Consider the following 22,546-nt stretch of genomic DNA (forward strand, 5'->3'; position numbering starts at 1 on the left):
TAAAAAAATTATAAAAAAAGGTACAAAGCAAAAAACATAATCTAAAATAAATATTGACAAAAAAATAAAATAATGATAAACTAAAAAAGCAAATAAGCAGAAGCGCCCGCTTCTCACCTTTCACCGAAGGTGCAAAGGTTTCTTCAAAAGTATTTATCTTTGTTTTATTGTAAAGAAGCGGGTATTTCTATATCCGCTTTTATTTTTTCATAATTTTTAGGAGGTGCGTATTTATTAACAAAGAGCTGCAGGTCAATGAGGAAATAAGAGACAAAGAGGTAAGGCTGATTGACCAAGACGGTAAGCAGATAGGCATAATGTCGGCAAAGGAAGCTTATAAAATTGCTCAAGAGCGACATCTTGATTTGGTTAAGATTGCCCCTCAAGCCAATCCGCCCGTGTGCAAATTGATGGATTTTGGTAAGTATAGGTATGAACTTAGTAAAAGAGAAAAAGAGGCAAAGAAAAAGCAAAAGGTTATAAATGTAAAAGAAATAAGGATGTCCCCGACTATTGAAGACCATGACTTTGGTGTAAAGTTAAAAAGTGCTATTAAGTTTTTAAAAGAAGGTAATAAAGTAAAAGTTACTATAAGGTTTAGAGGAAGGGAAGCAGCCCACACTTCGCTGGCAGAAGACCTTTTAAAAAGGTTTGCAAATGAGCTCAGTGAGTATGGTGTTATAGAAAAAGCTCCTAATATGGAGGGGCGAAATTTAATGATGGTATTAACACCAAAAAATTAGCAAAAATGCAAAAGGAGGATATATTTATGCCTAAAATGAAAACACATAGAGGAGCAGCAAAAAGGTTTAAAGTGTTAAAGTCAGGAAAAGTTAAAAGGTCGAGAGCTTATAAAAGTCACCTTTTGACACATAAAAATGCAAAAAGAAAAAGAAGATTGAGAAAAGCTACTTATTTGGTAGGTGCGGATGCTAAAAATATCAAATGCTTATTACCTTATTCATAAATAGATTAGGAGGTTTTTAAAATGGCTAGAGTAAAATTTGGGAAAGTGACGAGGAGAAGACGCAAGAAAATATTGAAGCTTGCAAAAGGTTATTTTGGAGCTAAGAGCAAGCTTTTTAGAGTTGCCAATCAAGCAGTAATGAAATCTTTAATGTACGCTTATATTGGCAGAAAATTAAGGAAGAGAGATTTTAGAAAGCTTTGGATAACAAGAATAAATGCTGCTGCAAGAGCCCACGGAATTTCCTACAGCAGGTTTATAAATGGGCTTAAAAAAGCTGGAATAGAAATTAACAGGAAGATGCTTTCAGAAATGGCAATAAACGACGAAAAAGCTTTTGCAGAATTAGTAAATATAGCTAAGCAGCAGTTAAACGCATAAGGCCAGTTTGCATGGCCTTTTGCTTTAACTAATTTTTTAAAAGAGTGGTGGACAATGTTAATTACGAGTGAAAACAATGACCTCATAAAAAAAATCAAAAAGCTAAAAGACAAAAAGGGCCGATATGAAGAAGGGATGTTTTTTGTAGAGGGTACTACAAATGTATTGGAGGCTTTAAAAAGTGACTTTGAAATAGAGTACATAGTTATGGGGGAAGGGGTTAAAATAGATATTCCCAAAGGGGATTTTGAAATTGTACATACTACTGAAAGAATCTTTAAGAAAATAAGTGATACAGTAACTCCACAAATGGTCATGGCGATTATAAAAATACCAAAATATGTAGAAAATACTTATATAAAAGAAAAGGGTGTATATGTTATAGCAGACAATATTCAAGACCCAGGAAATTTAGGTACTATAATACGTACGGCTGATGCATTTGGAGTTAGTGCTATTTTTACTATAAATAACTGTGTGGATGTTTTTAATCCAAAGGTTTTAAGAGCCTCTATGGGTTCTATTTTTCACATTCCTGTCATAGCTGCTACTTCACAAATTTTGTTAAAACTTAAGCAAAGGGGAATAAAAGTTTTTGCAACTTACTTAAAAGCCCAAAAATTAGTTCATGAATGCAATATTTCGGATAAAGTAGCTTTTGTTTTGGGGAATGAAGCGAAAGGTGTCAGCGTTGTAGACTTGGTAGATGACTTTGTGAAAATACCTATGACAGGGGAGGCAGAATCTTTAAATGTTTCAATTGCTGCTAGTATATTTTTATACGAATCTCAAAGACAGAGGTTGATAAAAAATAATTAGGATGGTATAATCTTAAAAAAATATTGCAAAATGCTATGAAGGAGTAAAGTACATTATCGAAAATCACAGGGAGATAACACCATAGACTGAGAGTGTTATCGTTAGGTAGATAATGGAAAGTTCCCTCCGGAGCAGCGTGCTGAACTAATAGTAGGCATTGCCGGTAATACCGTTATCCAAATGAGTGAGCATTTTTTATAAAATGCTAATTTAGGTGGTACCGCGGATTCTTCGTCCTATTGACGGAGGATTTTTTATTTTAACTAATACACTAAAAGAGGGGTTGGTTTAAAGATGGAAGAATTGTTGCGCAAGCTTTATGAAGATGCACAAAAAGAAATTCTGTCAGCTGATAGTTTACAGCAAATTGAAAACTTAAGAGTCAAATACTTAGGTAAAAAAGGCGAATTGACGCAAATTTTAAGGGGAATGGGAAGTTTAAAGCCTGAAGAAAGACCTGTAATTGGTCAAATTGCCAATGAAGTTAGAGAGAAAATTGAGGGTTTACTCACAGAAACAAAAAATAAAATTGCCCAATTAGAAAAAGAAAAGAGGATAAAAAGTGAGTACATAGACATAACTATGCCGGGTAAACCTTATGAGTACGGTCACAAACATCCCATGACACAAGTATTGGATGAAATTAAAAAGATATTTTTAGGATTAGGCTTTTCTATTGCAGAAGGGCCAGAAATAGAGTTTACTTATTACAACTTTGAGGCATTAAATACTCCAGAGGACCATCCAGCGAGAGACTTACAGGATACCTTTTATGTGACTTCTGATATACTTTTGAGGACTCAAACATCCCCGGTACAAGTAAGGACTATGGAGAAAAATAAGCCTCCAATAAGGGTTATATCTCCTGGAAGGGTTTATAGGTCTGATGAGATAGATGCAACTCACTCTCCAGTATTTCATCAGATGGAAGGGCTTGTAGTAGATGAAGGAATAACAATGGGAGATTTAAAAGGAGTTTTAAATATATTTGCGAAGAAATTTTTTGGGGAAGACACTCAAACCAAATTTAGACCTCATTATTTTCCCTTTACAGAACCCAGTGCAGAAATGGACGTGAGCTGTTTTGCTTGTGGTGGAAAAGGTTGTAGAGTTTGCGGTTATACTGGTTGGATTGAAATTTTAGGTGCAGGCATGGTACATCCTAATGTTTTGAGAATGTCTGGTATTGATCCTGAAAAATACAGTGGATTTGCTTTTGGATTGGGGATAGATAGGATTACAATGCTGAAATACGGAATAGAAGATTTGAGACTTCTTTTTGAAAATGATTTAAGGTTTATACAACAGTTTTAAAGGGGTGGTCGTATGTTAGTGTCACTTTCGTGGTTGAAAGAGTTTGTTGACATAGATGAAGATGCGAAAGCTATTGCTGAAGGCCTTACTATGTCAGGGTCAAAGGTAGAGACTATAACAAGTTATGGGAAAGAAATTTCAAATGTGGTGGTAGGGAAAATTATTTCATTAGAAAAGCACCCTAATGCTGATAAATTGTTAGTTGGTATTGTAGATGTAGGCACTGAAAAACTACAAATTGTAACCGGAGCACAAAATATTAAAGTGGGGGATTACATACCAGTAGCACTTCATGGCGCAACTCTTCCTGGAGGAGTTAAGATAAAAAGAGGCAAATTAAGAGGAATAGAATCCAATGGCATGATGTGTTCTGCTGAAGAGCTAGGACTTGATGAAAGCCTGCTGCCAGAATATCAAAGAAACGGAATTTTTATATTACCACCTTTTCCATTAGGAATGGATATAAATGAAGCTCTTCAGCTAAAAGACGATGTATTGGAATTTGAGATAACGCCCAACAGACCTGATTGTTTGTCAATGGTAGGAATAGCGAGAGAGGTAGCTGCGACTTTTAAGAAAAAATTTAAAATGCCAGTGGTAGAAGTTAATGAAAGCGAAGAACAAAATCCTGCAAAAGTGACTATTGAGGCTACGGATTTATGCTTTAGATATGTGGCAAGGGTCGTTAAGAATGTGAAGATAGGTCCTTCTCCTATGTGGATGCAGATGCGTCTTTTGAAAGCGGGAATAAGACCTATAAATAACGTGGTGGATGTTACAAACTATGTGATGTTGGAATTAGGTCAACCCTTACACGCTTTTGATTTGGACAAAGTTGAAAACAAGCACATAATAGTGAGAAGGGCAAGAGAAGGAGAAAAATTAGTTACATTGGATGGAAAAGAGAGGATTTTAGACAGCTCAATGTTGGTTATTGCTGATGAGAAGGAAGCTATAGGTTTGGCTGGCGTAATGGGAGGAGAAAATACAGAGATAACTGATACTACTGTAAATATTTTAATAGAAAGTGCTAATTTTAAAGGAAGCAATATAAGGCATACTTCTAAGAAATTGGGTTTAAGAAGTGAAGCTTCTTCAAGATTTGAAAAAGGTTTAGACCCAGAGATTACAGTTTTAGCTTGTGAAAGAGCAGCACAGCTTATGGAAAAATACTGTGGCGGTACAGTTTTAAAAGGGCTTGTGGACGAGTATCCAAAGCCAATTGAAAAAACAGTTTTAACTGTAAATCCTCACAGAATTAATAGATTTTTAGGCACAGACCTTCCGACATCTCAAATGATTGAAATATTGGAGTCTTTAGAGTTTAAAGTTGTGCAAAAAGGCGATGACCTTGAAGTAACGGTACCTCACTTTAGAAGAGATGTTACAATAGAGGCAGATATTGCCGAAGAAATAGCAAGACTCTTTGGCTATAACAATATTGAAGACAGTTTAATGAAAAATGCTCAAACTACATTAGGAGCGTTGACCAAAGAGCAACGACTAGAAGAAAAAGCAAGAGAAGTTCTATTGGCTTGTGGATTAAATGAAATTGTCACTATGTCTTTTATGGGACACAAGGATTTAGACAAAATAAACGTACCTTTAGATAGCCCTCTTAGAAAAGCAGTCAAAATTATAAATCCTCTTGGGGAAGACCAAAGCCTTATGAGAACTACTCTACTGCCTTTTATATTGAATGTAGCTTATACCAACTATAGTAGAAAAGTACAAGATTTCAAAGTTTTTGAAATATCTAAAATCTTTATGCCAAAAGAATTACCCTTAAAAGAATTACCACAGGAAATAAAGACTATTGCAATAGGAATGTACGGGAAAGATGTGGATTTTTACTCATTAAAAGGAGTAATAGAAGCACTTTTTGAAGTAATGGGTATAAAAGGAGTAGAATATGTAAGGGCAGAAGATCCTTCATATCATCCAGGAAGGTCTGCAAAAATTCTCCTAGGTGACGAAACATTAGGTATATTTGGAGAAATACACCCTGATGTTTTAGAAAATTACGACATACCTGTTAGAGTCTACGGTGGAGAAATAAACTTAGATAAAGTAATACAATATGCTAATGTAGAAAATAGGTACATGCCTCTTCCCAAGTATCCAGCTGTAGAAAGGGATATAGCAGTTTTAGTAGATGGAGATATTTTTGTAAAAGCTGTGGAAAAAGTTATACTTGAAACAGGAGGAAAACTTATAGATAAAGTCGAATTATTTGATGTTTACAAAGGTCCTAACATCCCTGAAGGCAAAAAAAGCGTTGCTTTCTCTATCTGGTATAGGTCTTATGGAAGGACTTTGACAGATGAAGAAGTAAATGTAATTCACAACAACATTGTAGAGGCTCTTGACAAAAAATTAGGAGCCAAATTAAGATAAAAAAGGCAATTTTACAGCCTTTTTTATCTTTTATCTTAATTAAGAAGGAAATTGCACTTTAATGTAGAAGTAAATAAAATAACAAAAGATTAAGGGGATGTTTTTGTGGAGTTAAATAAAGTTACCGTGATTATCAATGGGAATGAATATATTTTAAAATCTGATTATCCTGAAGAGCATGTAATAAAACTTGCCAATTATGTAGACAATGTAATTAAAGAATTGCTCCAAAACTACGAAAAGTTATCACAAATGCAACTACTACTTTTGTCGTCTTTAAATATTGCAGATGAACTTTTTATTGCAAAAGAAGAAAATAATGCTATCAAAAAGGAATTGCTTTCTTTAAAAGCAGAATTAGAAGAAAAAAATCGCTATATAAAACAATTAGAGGAGGAGCTTACTAAAACTAAACAACAGCTTTTAGAGACAGAGGAAGAGTTTCGGCAGTTTATAGAAACTTTTGATGAAGAAAAGTAAAGGTGATTGGATGAAAAAAGTTGAATTATTAGCTCCAGCAGGAGATTATGAGGCTTTAACGAGTGCAGTTAATGCAGGATGCGATGCAGTGTATCTAGGAGGAAAAAATTTTGGTGCAAGAGCTTATGCAACCAATTTTGACTATGATGATTTAAAATCTGCTGTAGAATTCTGCCATTTAAGAGATGTCAAGGTATACGTTACTGTAAATACCCTTGTAGCGAATGAAGAATTTGAAAAGCTGGTCAACTATTTAGATTTTTTGTATTCTATAGGTGTTGATGCAGTTATAGTGCAGGATATGGGAGTATTAAAGTTTTTACGAGAAAATTATCCTGATTTAAAAGTTCATGCCAGTACACAAATGACAGTTCATAATTTAGAAGGAGTACAAGAATTAGCTGAAAAGGGAGTTTCCCGGGTTATTTTATCAAGAGAGCTCACATTAAAGGAAATAAAGGATATAGTTCAAAATTCTAACATTGAAATAGAAGTCTTTGTTCATGGAGCCCTCTGCGTCAGTTATTCTGGACAATGCTTTATGAGTAGTATACTAGGAGGAAGAAGCGGAAACAGGGGAAGATGTGCACAACCCTGCCGTTTAAAGTATTCTCTTGTAGATAAAGAGGGAAAAGTTTTAGAAAAGGATTTACACCTTTTGAGTATGGCGGATTTATGTACTATAGAACATATACCAAAACTCATTGAGGCGGGAATCACTTCTTTTAAAATAGAAGGTAGGATGAAAAATGCCGAGTACGTCGCTTCTGTTGTAAAAGCCTACAGAGAAGCTATTGACAGTTTTTATGAAGGAAGGACTTTTGATTCAGGTAAAGCTATAGAAGAGATGTCTCGAATTTTTAATAGAGGATTTTCTACTGGCTATCTTTTTGGGGTTAAACCCTCCAAAATGAGTTATCTTTCACCTAAAAACACGGGAGTTGCTGCTGCAGAAGTGATAAGTGTAACTTCAAAAACTTCAAGACTGAGGCTTTTAAGGGATATTGCAAAAGGTGATGGAATTTCTAATGAAAAAGGAGAAAAAGGACAAAAAGTTGAAATAATATTTAAAAATGGGAAGAAGGTAGATAGAGCTTATGAAGGAGACATAATAGAACTACCTCTTAAGTTTTATGTAAAAGAAGGAGAAATATTAAATAAAACTTATGATGTATTGTTAAATGACAAGCTGAAAAACTTACTTTCTAAAAAGATTCCTATAAAAATTTATGCGGAGTTAAAAAAGGACAAACCTTTGTATATAAAGATACAAGAAGGAATTCATACAGTAGAAGTTTATAGTGATGAAATAAGTCAGATAGCAGAAAAAGTTTCTATTGAGGAAGATTTTTTGAAGGATAAACTTACTCAAATAAATGACACAGCCTTCTACGTAGAAGAAATAGAAGTAGTAGTTGAAAAAGGCCTTTACATGTCTGTAAAGGGAATAAAAGAGGCGCGAAGAAAAGCAATAGAAATGTTAGAAAAGAAAAAGTTAGAGTATTACAGAAGAGAAGAAAAACACACCTTTTTTAGTCTACTTCCTTTTAAAGAGAAAAAGGAAAAAGTGAGTTTAACTTTTTATACTGATAAAGTTGAGCACTTGAAGATAGCCAGCCAATTGGGTATAGAATACGTCTATTTCAATTACAAGCTTGATATAAAACTTTTAAAAAAAGGTTTAGAACTGACAAAAGATTCAAAGACAACGGTTATACCTGCTTTTCCTTCTATATTGAGGGAAGAGATAAAAAGAATAAAGCCTCAATTAGAATTTTTACAAGATATGGGGATAAACAAAATTTTGGTTTCAAATTTAGGGCTTTATCATATTGCAAAAAATTATGACTTTGAGATATTTATAGATTATCCTTTAAATATTTTCAACAATTTAGCTGTAGATTACGTTAAACCTTACGCTGTGACTTTATCTTATGAACTTACGCTGGAGCAGATTAAAGATATTGCCAAAAGAAGTGATGTAAAATTTGAAGCTTTAATATACGGTAGACTGCCTCTTATGACAATGGAATATTGTCCAATAAGGAATTTAGTAGGCTGTGACAGAGAAAGGTGTGAAAAAGGTTATTATTTTCTAAAAGACAGAAAAGGCAAATTAATGCCTCTTAAAAGCAATGGTTTTTGCAGGATGCAGATTTTAAACGCAGATGTGCTTTTAATGTTAAGCATAAAGGAGCTTAAACAAGCTGGACTTTCTTTTTTGAGGATACATGATACAATAGAAGAAGATGAAGAAATAGAGAAAGTTTTAAAAATGCATATTGAAGCTTTAAAAGGGAATGAAATTGAAATTTTAGAAGGAAAATATACAAAAGGACATTTTTACAGAGGAGTTTTGTGATGGTGAGGGGAATTAATAGTAGAGCAATAAAAAGTCTTGAATTTGACAAGATAGTGGAGTTTATTGTTGGCTATTGTGATTCGGATTTAGGCAAACAAAAAGCTTTAGATATTGTCATAAAAAAAGACATAGAGGAAATAGAGAGGGAATTAGATTTACTGAATGAGGCAATTAGCTTTATTTCCTCCTATGGAGGTATTTCTTTTGCTTTTGAGGACATAAGGGATTATATAAAAAAAGCACAAATAGATTCCGTGCTTTATAACCAAGAGCTTTTAAAGATAAAGAAATTTCTTAACTTGGTAAGCCAAATAAAAGGCTATTTTAAAAATCTTCAAGAAAGTGATAGATTTGTAAGGTTAAAAGAATATGATAAAAAAGTCTTACCGATAAAAAATTTGGAAAAAAGGATTGAAAATATAATAATTTCAGAAGATGAAATAGCAGATGATGCTTCTCCAATGCTTAAAGCTTTAAGAAGGCAGAAATTGAGCATAAATGAAAAAATAAGGGCGACATTGAATTCAATAATTTCTACACGTCAAAAAGAATTGCAAGAGCCTATTATAACTGTAAGACAGGGAAGATACGTTGTACCTGTAAAACAAGAATATCGCAGCACTTTTAAAGGTATCGTCCACGACCAATCCTCCAGTGGTGCTACTCTTTTTATTGAACCTATGCAAGTGGTTGACTTAAACAACGAATTGAGACAAGTGGAATTAAAAGAGAAGCAGGAGATACAGAGAATACTTTTTGAACTTTCTCAAGAGGTCAAAAAGTATTCACAAATTTTATTTAATGACATTGAAATAGTTTCAGAATTAGATTTTATATTTGCTAAGGCTAAATATTCTTTAAAGCTAAAAGCTGTAAGGCCAGAGCTAAACACAATGGGATATATTAATTTAAAAAAAGCAAGGCATCCTCTCATAAATCAGGAAGTAGTTGTTCCTATAGATATACATATAGGAAAGCAATTTAATACTTTAGTCATTACTGGTCCTAATACCGGTGGGAAAACTGTAACTTTAAAAACAGTGGGACTTTTAACTTTAATGGCAATGGCGGGGCTTAATATTCCTGCGGAAGAAAAGTCACAGGTTTCAATATTTGAGGAAGTTTTTGTGGATATAGGAGATGAGCAGAGTATTGAACAAAGCTTAAGCACTTTTTCTTCTCATATGACGAATATTGTAAGTATACTCCAAAAAGTAAACAAAAATTGCCTTGTTTTGTTAGATGAATTAGGGGCAGGTACAGATCCTATAGAAGGTGCTGCTTTGGCTATGAGTATTCTCGATACCTTGCATAAGATTGGTGCGAAGACAATAGCCACTACTCATTATAGTGAGCTAAAGCAGTATGCCTTAAAAATTCCAGGAGTAGAAAATGCCAGTGTGGAATTTGATGTTGAAACTTTAAAGCCTACTTATAAACTTATAATAAGCCTTCCTGGCAAAAGCAATGCCTTTGAAATATCTAAAAGATTGGGACTTCCTCAGCAAATAATAGAAAATGCGAGAAAGTATATTTCAGGAGAAGCTTTAAAATTTGAAGACATAATTGCAGACGTCGAAAGTAAACGAAGGGAATTGGAAAAGGCAAATCACGAAATAGCTTTTTTAAAGAAAGATGTGGAAATTTTAAAAGAGGAATTAGAAAAAGAAAAGAAAAAATTGCAAAGTGAAAGGGATAAAATATTAAAAGAGGCGAAAGAAAAGGCGAGGAAAATAATACAAGAAGCGAAATTTACTGCTGAAGAAATAATCAAAAAGATAAGAGAGGCAGAAGAAAGCACACAAAATAAAGACAGGATAATACAAGAAGTAAGAGAAGAATTAAAGAAAAATTTAGAAGAATTAGAAGAAGAAGTTTTAAAGCCTAAAGAGGCTCACTACAGCAGAATCCCTGATAATTTAAAAGAGGGACAGACAGTCTATATAGTACCTTTGGACCAAAATGGGATTGTACTTTCTCTTCCTGACAAATCGGGAAATGTAGAAGTGCAGGCAGGAATTTTAAAGATGACAGTTCATATAAGTAATTTGAGGGTAGCAGAGGAGAAAGAAGAGGAGGAAGTAAAAAAAGGCTACAGCAAATTTGTACACGAAAAGTCTCAATCTATAAGCACTTCCATAGATGTAAGAGGTAAAAACCTTGACGATGCTTTATTAGAGGTGGAAAAATATATAGACGATGCTTATTTAGCTGGACTTAAGGAGGTGACAATTATTCACGGACGTGGTACAGGGGTGTTAAGGACAGGGATATCACAATTTTTAAGAAGCAATAAGCATGTTAAATCTTTTAGATTAGGTAAATACGGTGAAGGAGGAGACGGTGTTACAATAGTAGAATTAGCCAATAAATAGGGGATGGTAAAATGTATTTGGTAAGTGCTTGTCTTGCCGGAGTTAACTGTAAATACGATGAAGGAAACAATGAAAAAGAAGAAATAAAAAAATTAGTAGAAGAAGGAAAGGCTATTTTAGTTTGCCCTGAGCAATTAGGTGGACTTCCAACTCCGCGTCTACCTTCTGAGATAAAAGGTGATAAGGTTTTTAATATTGAAGGAGAAGAGGTTACAGAATATTTCTATAGAGGAGCCTATGAGACTTTAAAAATTGCTAAAATGTATAAAATAAAGGAGGCAATTTTTAAGGCTAAAAGCCCCTCTTGCGGCTGTGGAGAAATTTACGATGGCACTTTTTCGGGAAATTTGATAGAGGGAGATGGAATTACCACAAGTATTTTAAAGGGAAACGGGATATCTGTTATGACAGAACATGATTTTTATAAAAAAATAAAAAAGGAGTAACCAAAACACCTCATCTAACATAAAATGTAGGGGAGGTGTTTTGCTTGAAAAGGAAAAAATGGGGACTGAGGCGGGTTAATTCGTTTTACATATATTTGATTTACATAGCTGTTTTATTTGTGATTTTATACTATTTTACAGAATATCGATTAAAACCGGCTATTATAGCAGCAAGTGAAACTTTAGCAAAAGAAACAGCTGTAAATACTATAAATGATGCATTAAATGAAAAAGTATTAAAAGGAATAGAGTATAAAGATTTAATTTATGTAAGAACAGATAACAATGGAAAAGTGTCAATGTTACAGGCAAATACTATTGAAATGAACTTGTTAGCTTCTAAGATTACAAAAGAAGTAAAAGAAAATTTAAATAATTTAGGTCCTCTCTATGCTAAAATTCCTTTAGGTTTAGTTTTTTCTACTGATTTATTCGCTAATACAGGGCCCCGGATAAAAGTAGGGCTTTTGCCAGTTGGAGCGGTAGATGTTGATTTTAGCTCACAGTTTGAACCAGCTGGAATAAATCAAACAAGGCATAGGATATATTTAGATATTCAAACTACGATACGAATAATTGCGCCTTTAGCCTCAGAAAAAATAACTGTTACACTTCACATGCCTATTGCAGAAAGTATAATAGTTGGAGATGTGCCTTCAAGCTATGTGGATGTAAATGGAGATAAATTTACAATTCCTGTGCCTCAATCTCCAAATTCAAATATAGAAATACAAAAATAACTATTGAATTTTTTTGATAATGTGATATAATAAAAAACGTGTGATGAGTGGGGGTGTAGCTCAGTTGGGAGAGCACCTGCCTTGCAAGCAGGGGGTCAGGAGTTCGAATCTCCTCATCTCCACCAATTAAAGATAAAGATTACCCGAGAAGGGTATTTTTTTTTGCTTTCTTATAACTTAGCAATTTTTTCTTTAAAATGCAGGATTTTTTTGTTTTTTGTCGAATTATTAAAAAGATGGTGCTCAAAGAGGTGAATTAAATGAATGCCAATGTAGAAGTCACTTATAAAAAACGATTGGATAATATTGTAGAAAAAACAATAGAAGTAATTGAAAGCAGTAAAGAACAAATTTTTGATATTTTAGAAAAAGCAAAAGAAGAGGCGAGAAGATTAGAAGCGCAATTAGAAGAACTGAAAATCCAAGTTATAAATGTCATAAAAGAAGTAGAGCTGTGTGAAAGGAAAGAAAAAAAGTGCAGGCTAAAACTCGCATTTGTAAGTAAACAATTTGGGCACCTATCTGAACAAGCTATAAGAGAAGCTTATGAAGAGGCAAAAGAGGCTCAAATAGAGTTAGCGTTAAAAAGGCGGGAGGAAAAAGAATTAATAGAAAAAAGAAACGAACTGGAGAGGAAACTTGTAGACAATAAGGCTATTATAGAAAAAGCTGAAAAGCTTGTTTCTCAAATTAATGTAGCTCTCAATTATTTAAATAGGGATTTAAAAAAAATGAATACTCAATTAGAGCAATTGAAAGACAAACGAGCTTTGAGTGTAAAAATTATTGAAGCACAGGAAGAGGAACGAAAAAGAATTGCAAGGGAGATTCACGATGGCCCTGCGCAAGCGATGGCAAACGTGTTATTGAAATCTGAACTTTGTGAAAAATTGATAACCAAAGATATTGAACAGGCGAAAATAGAACTTAAAAATCTAAAAAATATTGTACAACAATCTCTAAAAGAAGTAAGGAAAATAATATATGACTTAAGACCTTCTGCTCTTGATGATTTAGGTCTTATTCCAGCACTATCCAGGTATATAAAAAATTTTTCGGAGGAGACAGGCATATTTGTAGATTTTAGTGTTTTGTCGGATTACAAGAGACTTAGTCCCGAGATTGAAATAACTTGTTTTAGAGTAGTACAAGAGGCTCTTACAAATATAAAAAAACATTCCAAGGCAAAAAATGCCTCTGTTAAATTTGAGTTTGGCATGCGATTTATCAGCATAATTATCAAAGACGATGGCATTGGATTTGATAAAGAAAATATTGGGCAAGGATATGGTCTGATGGGCATGAGGGAAAGAATAGAAATTTTAAACGGTAAATTTGAAATAAGCAGTTTTAAAAATAATGGTACTCAAATTTATATTTCTATACCTGTAAGGGGTGTTGAGGATGATCAGATTGTTGGTGGCTGATGACCATGCTTTGATAAGAAAAGGGTTAGTCCAGCTTATTGAAATGGAAAAAGATATAAAAGTTATCTCTCAGGCTTCGAATGGGGAAGAGGCTTATAAACTTGCAAAGAAATTTATGCCTGATTTAATACTTATGGATGTGAATATGCCTGTGATGAATGGTATAAAGGCAGCAAAAATGTTAAAAGAAGAAAAACATCCAAGTAAAGTGTTGTTTTTAACTATTTACAATGATAGGGAGTATCTTTTGGAAGCGCTTAAATTAGGAGTAGAAGGGTACATATTAAAGGATGCGGAATATGACGATTTAATAAAAGCAATAAAGACTATTTACAATGGAGGAGTTTATATTCATCCTTCTTTAATGGAAGAAATAGATAACATAGATCAGGAAACCTTGAAAAAAGACCTAACACCAAGGGAAATAGAAATTCTCAAACTTATTTCTAAAGGGTATAGCAATAAAGAAATTGCACAAAAACTATTTTTAAGCGAGAAAACTGTCAAGAACCATGTTTACAATATTTTTAAAAAATTAGATGTGAAGGACAGAACTCAAGCTGCTATTTATATGCTTAAAAATGAGACGATTTTACAGAACTAATTATTTTTAAGGTTAAATTTGACTTTTATACAAAAAAAGCGTATCATATTGTTGATACACAGTGTCATTCATACAAAAAACCACGGGGGGTAATTTCATTGGAAGAAAGAGATTTAAAGGAAATTGAAAAGCGTTTGGGTTACAAAAACGTAGATGCATGGACAAAAATTTCTGATGAAGAAAAAGAAAAAGTTTATCAGTTTGCAGAAGACTACAAAGACTTTATGGCACAATGTAAGACGGAAAGAGAAACGGCAGAGAAAATTATAGAAATAGCAGAAAAGAATGGCTTTATCAATATTGAAAAAGTTACAAATTTAAAGCCGGGCAGCAAAGTGTATTACAACAACAAAGGGAAATCAGTAGTTTTAGCTGTAATTGGTAAAGAGTCAATGCAAAAGGGGATAAAGGCGGTAGCATCCCATATTGATTCTCCGAGAATTGACCTAAAGCCTAATCCAATGTATGAAGATGGCGGCTTGGCTTTATTTAAAACCCATTACTATGGCGGTGTTAAAAAATACCAGTGAGTGACAACTCCTTTGGCTCTCCATGGAGTAATTGTCAAAGCAAACGGTGAGAAGATAAACATTGTAGTGGGAGAAGATGAAAATGACCCTGTCCTTTATATAACAGATTTATTGCCTCACTTAGGTAAAGACCAGATGGAGAAAAAAGCAGCAGAAGTGGTTACAGGAGAAGCATTAAATGCTGTAATTGGAAGCATTCCTCTTTCTGAGGAAGTCAGCGTGAAACCCAATATTTTGAAATATTTAAATGAAAAATTTGGCATAGTGGAAGAAGACTTTTTAAGTGCTGAGTTAGAATTAGTGCCTGCCTATAAGCCTCGCGATATAGGTTTTGATAGAAGTATGATTGGGGCTTATGGTCAAGATGACAGGGTTTGCGCTTATACTTCTTTAAGAGCTATTCTTGAGCTTGAGGTGCCAGAGAGGACGGCTGTTGCGATATTCGCTGATAAAGAAGAAATTGGAAGTATGGGCAATACTGGTTTTCAATCAAGATTTTTCGAAAATGCTATTGCAGAAATATTAGAAAAATACGAAGGAAATACAGATATCAAATTGAGAAGGGTTTTAGCTAATTCTGAACTGCTATCTGCTGATGTAAATGCTGCATTTGATCCTACTTATCCAGAAGTCAGTGAAAAGCAAAACACTGCTTATTTAGGAAAAGGCGTATGCATTACTAAATACACTGGTTCAAGAGGAAAAGCAGGGTCAAATGATGCAAATGCTGAGTTTGTCGGCAAAGTGAGAAAACTCTTCAATGAAAATGGAGTAGTATGGCAGACAGGTGAGCTGGGCAAAGTTGACATGGGAGGCGGCGGCACAGTTGCCCAATACGTTGCAAATTATGGCATGGAAGTTTTAGACTGTGGCGTTGCACTTTTAAGCATGCATGCGCCTTATGAGTTATCTTCTAAAGTAGATGTGTATATGGCTTATAAGGCCTATAAAGTATTTATGGAAAAAGATTAAATCCGGGATTTACCCGGATTTAATCTTTTATAAACATTTCTACCACTATTATGCCATTGCCTTCTTTATTTTTTACTATCCCTACTCCTACCTTGTTGTAATAAGGGTTTAAAATATTTGCTCTATGTCCTTCTTTATTACCACCTCAAATCATATATTCTACAGACAGCTGTAAATTCCTTCAAGTAATTTATGGTGAGAAAGGAACATTGTATCAACTTTTGCTTTGTTGGAATATACTGATTTTGAGGTGGTATTAGTGAAATATGGATTGATTGTCTTTTACTCTTATCAGCATGGTTTAATGACAGAAAAAATGTTAAAGAAAAATAATATTCCGGTAGAATTTGTACCAACTCCCAGAAGTATTACGGAAAGCTGTAGCCATTCTCTCAAGTTTGGATTAGAATCTTTACGAATAGTACAAAACCTTTTGCAAAGGCTCAACATTCCTTATAAGGGGATATACGAAGTAGAGAGAATTCCTGCGGGATATAAAATAGTCAAAATTATTTAATGTTCGTCGCTTTTTATAAATATACTTTTTATTTTTTGAAAAGTGCTGACATTTTGTAGATTTTCCAGTTTAGCATTTAAAATTATTATTTGATTTTGTAAGTCTTTTATTTGTTTTTTAAGATTTTCATTTTCTCTTATCAAACTATTTACCATTGTATTGTAATTGTCCGCTTTAAGGGCAATTTTCATTTTTTCATCATTTATTTGTTTTAATAATTCTTGTAAATCGCCTATATTTTTGTTTTTTATTGTAATTTCAATATTTTTTCTGCTTAGTTCTTCTTCTAATCTTGTTTTTTCCTCCTTGATAGTTTCAAGCTTTTTTATTAGGATGTTCAAATACTCCTGAACTTCTTTTATATAGAAAGTGAAATAAGAATCTTTTTCTCCATTTTTGCTGGTTAATGTGTACTGCAAAGAAGGAATTATTTCTCCTTTATCGTTTATAAATAAATAATTGCTTTGAAATTTATCTATCGGGGTTTTTAACTTAAAAAAACTGTGTTCAGAAAAAGAAGAAGGAATTTTAAAGGGCTTGCACCAACTATTTCCTCCATCCGAGGAGATGGTGGCAAAGAAGTTGTCGTTTTGAAGGTAAGTGCACCATAAAGTATTTTCTAAAAATGAGATATAGCAATTTTTAATATTTGTAGAATAAGCCAGAGTCATGATACTACCCCAACTACCTTTTGGCCAGCTTCCAGGGGTTTTCTTCCTGTATTTTATTTCTTGAATTATATTTTCCTCTACCCATAAAGTATGTACATTTTTTTGCGGATCTACAGTTATTGTAGGATAGAATATTCCTTCTGCTTCTGAAATTAGAAATTTTGGCGACCAGTTATCTTTTACATAGTTAAGGTAGTAAAGTTGACTGTTATTTTTTTCTTTTGTTATATAAATTAAGTGAATATTTTCTTCTTCATCAATGAATAAATCATAAAAAGGGGTGAAAGAGATATTTTTTATAACAGCTATATTATTGCCCTTCCAATTTTTTGCCCATTTTTGGTGTATCAAATGGACTTCTCTAGGATTATTAGAATTACTGATTGTGAAAAATATGTGGAGTGTTTTATTTTTTATAAAGAGGCTAAAATTGCTTATATACGTTTTTTTATCTTTATAAGTGTATAAAGATTTTCCTACCCAGCCTTCTTCCTTTTGAATTAAAAAAATTATTTCTCCTTGTGAATTAAAGTATATCAGGTTTAGACTTCCTTTTTCATCGTAACAAGCGTCAAAATCACTTAAACAGTCTTTTACAATGATTTCTTTTGTTGTTTTTCCATTTTCTATAGTGTTCAATATGATTTTTCTATCTTTAAGATAAAGATACTGCAAAAAATCCTCATCTTTTTTAGTCACAATCTTGTCCATAAATTTCCCTCCCTTTGCTAAAATATATGCATAATGATTATTGAATAGAATTGACATGTTATTTCAATAATGAAAGGAGGATTTTTGAGGTTAAGTGTAGAAATAAATAAAAAGATAAATCAAGAATCAATACACTCAAAAAGGAGGAGAAAAATGGATTACGATGTTATAGTTTTAGGTGGAGGGCCTGGTGGCTATACTGCTGCTATTAGACTCAGCGAATTAGGGAAAAAAGTTGCTGTTGTAGAAGAAGATTCATTGGGGGGTACTTGTTTAAACAGAGGTTGCATACCGACGAAAGTCTATTCTCATGCGGCAGAGCTTATAAATGCCATAAAAGATGCTAAAGACTTTGGAATAATGGCCCAGTATGCAGTGGATATTGTAAAACTTCGTCAGAAAAAAGAAAGAGTAGTAAAAAGACTTGTCGGTGGAGTAGGTTATTTGATGAACTTACACCATATAGATGTTATAAAAGGGAGAGGTAGGTTTGTTGATGAAAACACTATAGAAGTTGATAAAAGATACACAGCAGAAAATTTTATAATTGCAACAGGTTCAAAGGTGTTTTTACCGCCTATTGAAGGGATTAACTTAGAAGGTGTTATTACAAGTGATAAAGCGTTAGAACTTGAAAGAATTCCCGAAAAAATTGTTATCATAGGGGCGGGAATTATAGGATTGGAATTTGCAAATATTTATTCTGCTTTAGGAAGTAAAGTTGTCATCATTGAAATGCTTCCTCAACTTTTGCCTATGTTAGATAGAGACATAGCAGATACGATGGAAAAAATTTTGAGGCATAAAAAAATTGAATTACATTTAAGCAGTAAAGTAGAAAAGATAGAAGAAGGTTTAAAGGTAGTTTATACCACAGAAGGGAATACTCAGGTAGTGGAATGTGATACTATTTTAGTCGCCGTGGGAAGAGTTGCCAATGTAAATGGAATTGAAGCTTTAAATCTTGATATGGATAAAAAAGGCATAAAAGTCGACTCCCACATGAAGACAAGCATAAAAAATGTATACGCAATTGGAGATGTCACAGGTGGTATACAACTGGCTCATGTGGCTTCTTATCAAGGTATTGTAGCTGCTCACAATATAGCAGGAGAAGAAAAGGAAGCGGATTTAAATGCAGTGCCTAATTGCCTCTATACAAGTCCTGAAATAGCATGGGTAGGTTTGAATGAAGTTCAAGCAAGAGAAAAATTTGGAGATGTAAAAATAGGCACTTTTCCTTATACGGCTTTAGGACGAGCTATGACTATGGGGCAAAACGATGGATTTGTTAAAATAATCGCAGAAGCAAAATACAATAGGGTAGTGGGGATGGAAATAATAGGTGCTGGCGCTACAGAGATAATCCATGAAGGTGTACTTGCTATAAAAGAAGAATTTACATTAGAAGAGTTAGCAGATGCAATTCACGCTCATCCTACGCTTTCAGAAAGCATAAAAGAGGCAGCAGAAGACGCATTAGGAATGCCTATAAATAAAGGATAAGTTAAAAGGAGAGATTCAGTTGAGAAAGGGAGAAGTTTTAAAACTGGGAATTGTACCTTATACGGAGGGAAAAGAGATACAGCTTAAAGCCTTTGAAAGAGTTAAAAAGGGCGAGACGGACGGGATTCTTATATTGCTTCAACATCCACCAGTATATACTATAGGAGTTTCAGGTGGTTTTGACGAAAACATCCTTGTACCTTTAGAGGAACTTAAGAAAAAAGCGGAGCTTTATAAAGTAGAAAGGGGAGGTAAAATAACTTTTCACGGACCAGGACAAATAGTTGCCTATCCTATATTTAATTTGGCAAAGTGGCAAAAAGATGTTCATCTTTTTGTTTATAAATTAGAAGAGACGATTATAAAACTCTTGGAGGAGTATGGTATAAAAGCGGGAAGGAAGCCTAAATACACCGGAGTATGGGTAGGAGATGAAAAGATATGCGCCATAGGTATTGCTGTTAGGCGCTGGATTACTTGGCATGGAATAGCCTTTAATGTAAATACTGACCTTTCATATTTTGGTTTAATAAATGCCTGCGGCATTACTGAGTTTGGAGTTACTTCTATGCAAAAACTTGGAATAAATGAAGACATAGAAAAAGTAAAAGAAAAAATGATTGATAAATTTAGCGAAGTATTTGGTATACACTTTAATGAAATAACTTTAGATAGATTGGCGGTGATTGATAATGCAAAAGCCTGAATGGCTCAAAGTGAGGCTATTAAACGAAGATTTAAACAGGATGGAAGCTTTTTTAAAAAGTATGTCTTTAAACACAGTTTGTCAAAGTGCCAATTGCCCTAACATGGGGGAATGCTTTGCGAGAAAGACAGCTACTTTTATGATTATGGGAAATATATGTACGCGAAACTGTAGGTTTTGTGCGGTAGAAAAAGGACATCCTCAACCTCTTGATGAGGATGAGCCTCGAAGAATTGCTGAGGCTGCTCAAAAGTTAGGATTAAAGCATGTGGTGGTTACTTGTGTTACAAGAGATGATTTACCGGATGGTGGAGCATCACATTTTGCAAAGACAATCTATGAACTTAAAAAATTGCCAGGAGTTACAGTTGAGGTACTTGTATCTGATTTTATGGGTAAAGAAGAGTCTATTGCTCAAGTAGTAGAAGCCAAGCCAGATATAATAAATCACAATGTAGAAACAGTACCGAGACTTTATCCCAATGTAAGGCCAAAAGCAGATTATTTAAGGTCTTTAAACCTTTTAAAAAAGTCAAAAGAATTAGACCCTTATATTCTTACCAAGTCAGGAATTATGGTGGGGCTTGGAGAAACAGAAGAAGAGGTTATACAAGTTATGAAAGACTTAAGAAGTGTTGATTGTGACATGATGACTATAGGACAGTATTTGAGACCTTCAGCAAAACATATAGAAGTAGCAGAATATGTTACTCCACAGCAATTTAAGAGATATGAAGAGATAGGATACGAATTAGGTTTTAAATACGTAGCTTCTGGTCCCTTAGTCAGAAGTTCTTATCATGCTGATGAGGGGTTGAAGGTGACAAAGGCTTAATGAGTTTGATTTGATTTTTTAAAATTTTTTGATATTACCTAAATTTATGATATAATATTGTTAGGATTTAGTATATAATAAGAGGGGATGGTAAATTATGCCTGAATTTGGAACGCCTTTTTTGGGGCTTAGTGAAAAAAAAATTACTCATGAAGAATTGGTAAGAGCTATACGCTTTATGGTGGCGGCAGAGTATGAGGCAATTCAACTTTATACTCAGTTGGCAGAAGCTACTGATAATGAATTAGCAAAAGCAGTTTTAATGGACATAGCAGATGAGGAAAAAGTGCATGCCGGAGAGTTTTTGAGGCTTTTGAAAGAATTAGCTCCTGATGAGGAAAAATTTTACGAAGAAGGGGCAAAAGAAGTAGAGGAGATAATTGAGGAGATTAAATGAAGAAAGAAGAATTAGTTGCTTTAGATATTTAGAAGTATAAGTGTAAGTTGAACAAATAAAATTTTAAAAGCCTAACTGAGTTAATTGCAAAATTATTGATATAGGTGGTGTTGTATTATGTCAAAATTAAATGAAACTATATCAAGAATTACAGATTTAAATAAAGAAGCCATAAAAAAGGCCCAGCAGCATCTGGATATACTCACAAAGCCGCAAGGAAGTTTAGGCATACTGGAAGATATCGTAAAACAATTAGCAGGTATTACAGGCAATCCCATGCCTAAATTAGGGGAAAAAGTCGTCATTATTATGGCAGGAGATCACGGTGTTGTAGAAGAAGGTGTAAGTGCATTTCCCCAGGAAGTAACATACCAGATGGTATTGAATTTTCTGGCAGGAGGCGCAGCTATAAATGTGCTTTCTCGCCATGCAGGTGCTAAAATCGTATGCTGTGATATAGGTATCGCTGTTGATGTAAAGAACCCTGATCTCATAATAAAAAAAGTCAGACACGGTACCAATAATATGACTAAAGGTCCAGCAATGAGCCGCAGTGAAGCTATAAGAGCTGTTGAAGCAGGCATAGAAGTAGCAGAAGAACAAATCGCTAAAGGCGCCACAATCTTAGCTACAGGAGACATGGGCATAGGAAACACTACGCCTAGCAGCGCCATACTTAAGGTATTTACAGGATGCCCTATAGAAAAAGCCGTGGGCAGAGGTACTGGCTTAAATGACAACGGCTTAGCCAGAAAAGCGATGGTCATAAATAGAGCTATTGAAATAAACAATCCTGATCCAGAAGATCCTATAGATGTGTTATCAAAAGTGGGTGGATTGGAAATAGCAGGATTGACCGGAGTAATATTGGGTAGCGCCGCCCACAAAATTCCCGTGGTTATCGACGGTTTTATCTCAACAGCTGCAGCCATGATAGCAGGCAAAATTGAGCCTAAAGCTATTAATTACATGATTGCATCCCATGTATCTGAAGAACCCGGTCATAAACTCATGCTGGAAACACTGGGACTTAGTCCTATACTGCATATGAAAATGCGCCTTGGAGAAGGCACCGGTGCTGCACTAGCTTTTCACATTATAGATGCAGCGACCCATGTTCAGAGTGAAATGGCTACTTTTGAATCAGCTGGTGTAACAACAGCTCCTTTGACCATCGATTAATAGACGAGGCTACTGCTGCTAAATTTTTACTTGAATTAAAGAGAATATTAGAGAATCCGGTATCGTTGCTTATTTAAAATTACCAAGCCAATGTTGAAAAATGAAGTTTAATTTTCACATTGGCTTGGTTTATTTAACAGAGAAATAAATGACTAATTCAACCACAGTTGATTTGATTTTTTAAAATTTTTTGATATTACCTAAATT

The 22,546-nt window shown here is 34.0% G+C and carries 21 protein-coding genes, 1 tRNA gene, 2 pseudogenes and 2 other annotated features; of the genes and pseudogenes, 22 read left to right on the forward strand and 2 right to left on the reverse strand.

Annotated elements, in window-relative coordinates; translation table 11 throughout:
- The first annotated feature begins 88 nt into the window (after positions 1 to 88).
- Positions 89 to 211 (forward strand) — a sequence feature (ribosomal protein L20 leader region).
- The 15 genes and pseudogenes from infC (at position 192) to M663_RS14645 (ending at position 15,814) form a co-directional block, all read left to right on the forward strand.
- Complete coding sequence (gene infC / locus M663_RS0107700) at positions 192 to 743, forward strand: translation initiation factor IF-3 (protein ID WP_029688515.1); 552 nt, start codon at positions 192 to 194, stop codon at positions 741 to 743. (Overlaps the previous feature by 20 nt.)
- A gap of 26 nt (positions 744 to 769) precedes the next feature.
- On the forward strand, positions 770 to 967 hold the full coding sequence (gene rpmI / locus M663_RS0107705; protein ID WP_029688516.1) for a 50S ribosomal protein L35: 198 nt from the start codon (positions 770 to 772) through the stop codon (positions 965 to 967).
- A 21-nt stretch (positions 968 to 988) separates the two neighbouring features.
- Positions 989 to 1,348 (forward strand): 50S ribosomal protein L20, encoded by a 360-nt coding sequence (rplT, locus tag M663_RS0107710; RefSeq protein ID WP_003871005.1) that lies wholly within the window; start codon positions 989 to 991, stop codon positions 1,346 to 1,348.
- 54 nt (positions 1,349 to 1,402) lie between these two features.
- Positions 1,403 to 2,167, forward strand: a complete 765-nt coding sequence (locus tag M663_RS0107715) for an RNA methyltransferase (protein WP_003867241.1) — start codon at positions 1,403 to 1,405, stop codon at positions 2,165 to 2,167.
- Positions 2,168 to 2,193: 26 nt separating this feature from the next.
- Positions 2,194 to 2,409: a binding site (T-box leader), on the forward strand.
- 52 nt (positions 2,410 to 2,461) lie between these two features.
- On the forward strand, positions 2,462 to 3,481 hold the full coding sequence (gene pheS / locus M663_RS0107720; RefSeq protein ID WP_004401887.1) for a phenylalanine--tRNA ligase subunit alpha: 1,020 nt from the start codon (positions 2,462 to 2,464) through the stop codon (positions 3,479 to 3,481).
- 12 nt (positions 3,482 to 3,493) lie between these two features.
- Positions 3,494 to 5,878, forward strand: a complete 2,385-nt coding sequence (gene pheT, locus M663_RS0107725) for a phenylalanine--tRNA ligase subunit beta (protein WP_029688517.1) — start codon at positions 3,494 to 3,496, stop codon at positions 5,876 to 5,878.
- Positions 5,879 to 5,983: 105 nt separating this feature from the next.
- Positions 5,984 to 6,358 (forward strand): cell division protein ZapA, encoded by a 375-nt coding sequence (locus M663_RS0107730; RefSeq protein ID WP_003867245.1) that lies wholly within the window; start codon positions 5,984 to 5,986, stop codon positions 6,356 to 6,358.
- Positions 6,359 to 6,368: 10 nt separating this feature from the next.
- Complete coding sequence (locus M663_RS0107735) at positions 6,369 to 8,720, forward strand: U32 family peptidase (protein ID WP_009052575.1); 2,352 nt, start codon at positions 6,369 to 6,371, stop codon at positions 8,718 to 8,720.
- Entirely contained in the window at positions 8,720 to 11,095 is a 2,376-nt protein-coding gene (locus tag M663_RS0107740) for an endonuclease MutS2 (protein WP_009052574.1), read from the forward strand. The genes M663_RS0107735 and M663_RS0107740 overlap by 1 nt, the downstream gene beginning before the upstream one ends.
- An 11-nt stretch (positions 11,096 to 11,106) precedes the next feature.
- Positions 11,107 to 11,541 (forward strand): DUF523 domain-containing protein, encoded by a 435-nt coding sequence (locus M663_RS0107745; protein ID WP_009052573.1) that lies wholly within the window; start codon positions 11,107 to 11,109, stop codon positions 11,539 to 11,541.
- A gap of 44 nt (positions 11,542 to 11,585) precedes the next feature.
- Complete coding sequence (gene yunB, locus M663_RS0107750; RefSeq protein WP_003867250.1) at positions 11,586 to 12,281, forward strand: sporulation protein YunB; 696 nt, start codon at positions 11,586 to 11,588, stop codon at positions 12,279 to 12,281.
- Positions 12,282 to 12,330: 49 nt separating this feature from the next.
- Positions 12,331 to 12,406: transfer RNA gene (locus tag M663_RS0107755), tRNA-Ala, on the forward strand.
- Positions 12,407 to 12,541: 135 nt separating this feature from the next.
- Positions 12,542 to 13,708 (forward strand): sensor histidine kinase, encoded by a 1,167-nt coding sequence (locus M663_RS0107760; RefSeq protein WP_013570796.1) that lies wholly within the window; start codon positions 12,542 to 12,544, stop codon positions 13,706 to 13,708.
- Positions 13,686 to 14,312: a response regulator transcription factor gene (locus M663_RS0107765; protein ID WP_012268762.1), complete on the forward strand. Its 627-nt coding sequence runs from the start codon at positions 13,686 to 13,688 to the stop codon at positions 14,310 to 14,312. Before M663_RS0107760 ends, M663_RS0107765 begins: the two co-directional genes overlap by 23 nt.
- A gap of 98 nt (positions 14,313 to 14,410) precedes the next feature.
- Positions 14,411 to 15,814 (forward strand): annotated as a pseudogene (locus M663_RS14645) (aminopeptidase).
- Positions 15,815 to 15,833: 19 nt separating this feature from the next.
- Here the strand turns inward: M663_RS14645 and M663_RS15395 are convergent.
- Positions 15,834 to 15,953 (reverse strand): annotated as a pseudogene (locus M663_RS15395) (CAP domain-containing protein); the annotation flags it as partial.
- A 120-nt stretch (positions 15,954 to 16,073) separates the two neighbouring features.
- Here M663_RS15395 and M663_RS0107775 point away from each other — a divergent pair.
- On the forward strand, positions 16,074 to 16,331 hold the full coding sequence (locus M663_RS0107775; RefSeq protein ID WP_029688518.1) for a DUF3343 domain-containing protein: 258 nt from the start codon (positions 16,074 to 16,076) through the stop codon (positions 16,329 to 16,331).
- On the opposite strand, the gene M663_RS0107780 is transcribed toward M663_RS0107775, so the two are convergent.
- A complete protein-coding gene (locus tag M663_RS0107780) occupies positions 16,328 to 17,713 on the reverse strand; it encodes a hypothetical protein (RefSeq protein WP_029688519.1) in 1,386 nt (461 codons plus the stop codon). The two genes, M663_RS0107775 and M663_RS0107780, sit on opposite strands and share 4 nt — an antisense overlap.
- Positions 17,714 to 17,866: 153 nt before the next feature.
- Between M663_RS0107780 and lpdA the strand changes: the two genes are divergently transcribed.
- The 6 genes from lpdA (at position 17,867) to M663_RS15400 (ending at position 22,416) form a co-directional block, all read left to right on the forward strand.
- On the forward strand, positions 17,867 to 19,219 hold the full coding sequence (gene lpdA, locus M663_RS0107785; protein WP_029688520.1) for a dihydrolipoyl dehydrogenase: 1,353 nt from the start codon (positions 17,867 to 17,869) through the stop codon (positions 19,217 to 19,219).
- A gap of 19 nt (positions 19,220 to 19,238) precedes the next feature.
- A complete protein-coding gene (lipB, locus tag M663_RS0107790; protein ID WP_029688521.1) occupies positions 19,239 to 19,925 on the forward strand; it encodes a lipoyl(octanoyl) transferase LipB in 687 nt (228 codons plus the stop codon).
- Positions 19,912 to 20,760: a lipoyl synthase gene (lipA, locus tag M663_RS0107795; protein ID WP_029688522.1), complete on the forward strand. Its 849-nt coding sequence runs from the start codon at positions 19,912 to 19,914 to the stop codon at positions 20,758 to 20,760. The genes lipB and lipA overlap by 14 nt, the downstream gene beginning before the upstream one ends.
- A gap of 97 nt (positions 20,761 to 20,857) precedes the next feature.
- A complete protein-coding gene (locus tag M663_RS0107800) occupies positions 20,858 to 21,157 on the forward strand; it encodes a ferritin family protein (RefSeq protein WP_029688523.1) in 300 nt (99 codons plus the stop codon).
- Positions 21,158 to 21,274: 117 nt separating this feature from the next.
- Complete coding sequence (gene cobT, locus M663_RS0107805) at positions 21,275 to 22,339, forward strand: nicotinate-nucleotide--dimethylbenzimidazole phosphoribosyltransferase (RefSeq protein WP_029688524.1); 1,065 nt, start codon at positions 21,275 to 21,277, stop codon at positions 22,337 to 22,339.
- Positions 22,339 to 22,416, forward strand: coding sequence for a hypothetical protein (locus tag M663_RS15400; RefSeq protein WP_273702666.1), 78 nt, complete (start codon positions 22,339 to 22,341; stop codon positions 22,414 to 22,416). Before cobT ends, M663_RS15400 begins: the two co-directional genes overlap by 1 nt.
- Positions 22,417 to 22,546 lie beyond the last annotated feature (130 nt).

This window comes from Thermoanaerobacter sp. A7A, assembly GCF_000445185.1.
Lineage (GTDB): Bacteria > Bacillota > Thermoanaerobacteria > Thermoanaerobacterales > Thermoanaerobacteraceae > Thermoanaerobacter.

Bases quoted from the DNA above. Each gene is read 5' to 3' on its own strand.
- rpmI (WP_029688516.1), top strand. From the start codon at position 770: ATGCCTAAAATGAAAACACATAGAGGAGCAGCAAAAAGGTTTAAAGTG.
- rplT (WP_003871005.1), top strand. From the start codon at position 989: ATGGCTAGAGTAAAATTTGGGAAAGTGACGAGGAGAAGACGCAAGAAA.
- M663_RS0107715 (WP_003867241.1), top strand. From the start codon at position 1,403: ATGTTAATTACGAGTGAAAACAATGACCTCATAAAAAAAATCAAAAAG.
- pheS (WP_004401887.1), top strand. From the start codon at position 2,462: ATGGAAGAATTGTTGCGCAAGCTTTATGAAGATGCACAAAAAGAAATT.
- pheT (WP_029688517.1), top strand. From the start codon at position 3,494: ATGTTAGTGTCACTTTCGTGGTTGAAAGAGTTTGTTGACATAGATGAA.
- M663_RS0107735 (WP_009052575.1), top strand. From the start codon at position 6,369: ATGAAAAAAGTTGAATTATTAGCTCCAGCAGGAGATTATGAGGCTTTA.
- M663_RS0107740 (WP_009052574.1), top strand. From the start codon at position 8,720: ATGGTGAGGGGAATTAATAGTAGAGCAATAAAAAGTCTTGAATTTGAC.
- M663_RS0107745 (WP_009052573.1), top strand. From the start codon at position 11,107: ATGTATTTGGTAAGTGCTTGTCTTGCCGGAGTTAACTGTAAATACGAT.
- M663_RS0107760 (WP_013570796.1), top strand. From the start codon at position 12,542: ATGAATGCCAATGTAGAAGTCACTTATAAAAAACGATTGGATAATATT.
- M663_RS0107765 (WP_012268762.1), top strand. From the start codon at position 13,686: ATGATCAGATTGTTGGTGGCTGATGACCATGCTTTGATAAGAAAAGGG.
- M663_RS0107780 (WP_029688519.1), bottom strand. From the start codon at position 17,713: ATGGACAAGATTGTGACTAAAAAAGATGAGGATTTTTTGCAGTATCTT.
- lpdA (WP_029688520.1), top strand. From the start codon at position 17,867: ATGGATTACGATGTTATAGTTTTAGGTGGAGGGCCTGGTGGCTATACT.
- lipA (WP_029688522.1), top strand. From the start codon at position 19,912: ATGCAAAAGCCTGAATGGCTCAAAGTGAGGCTATTAAACGAAGATTTA.
- M663_RS0107800 (WP_029688523.1), top strand. From the start codon at position 20,858: ATGCCTGAATTTGGAACGCCTTTTTTGGGGCTTAGTGAAAAAAAAATT.
- cobT (WP_029688524.1), top strand. From the start codon at position 21,275: ATGTCAAAATTAAATGAAACTATATCAAGAATTACAGATTTAAATAAA.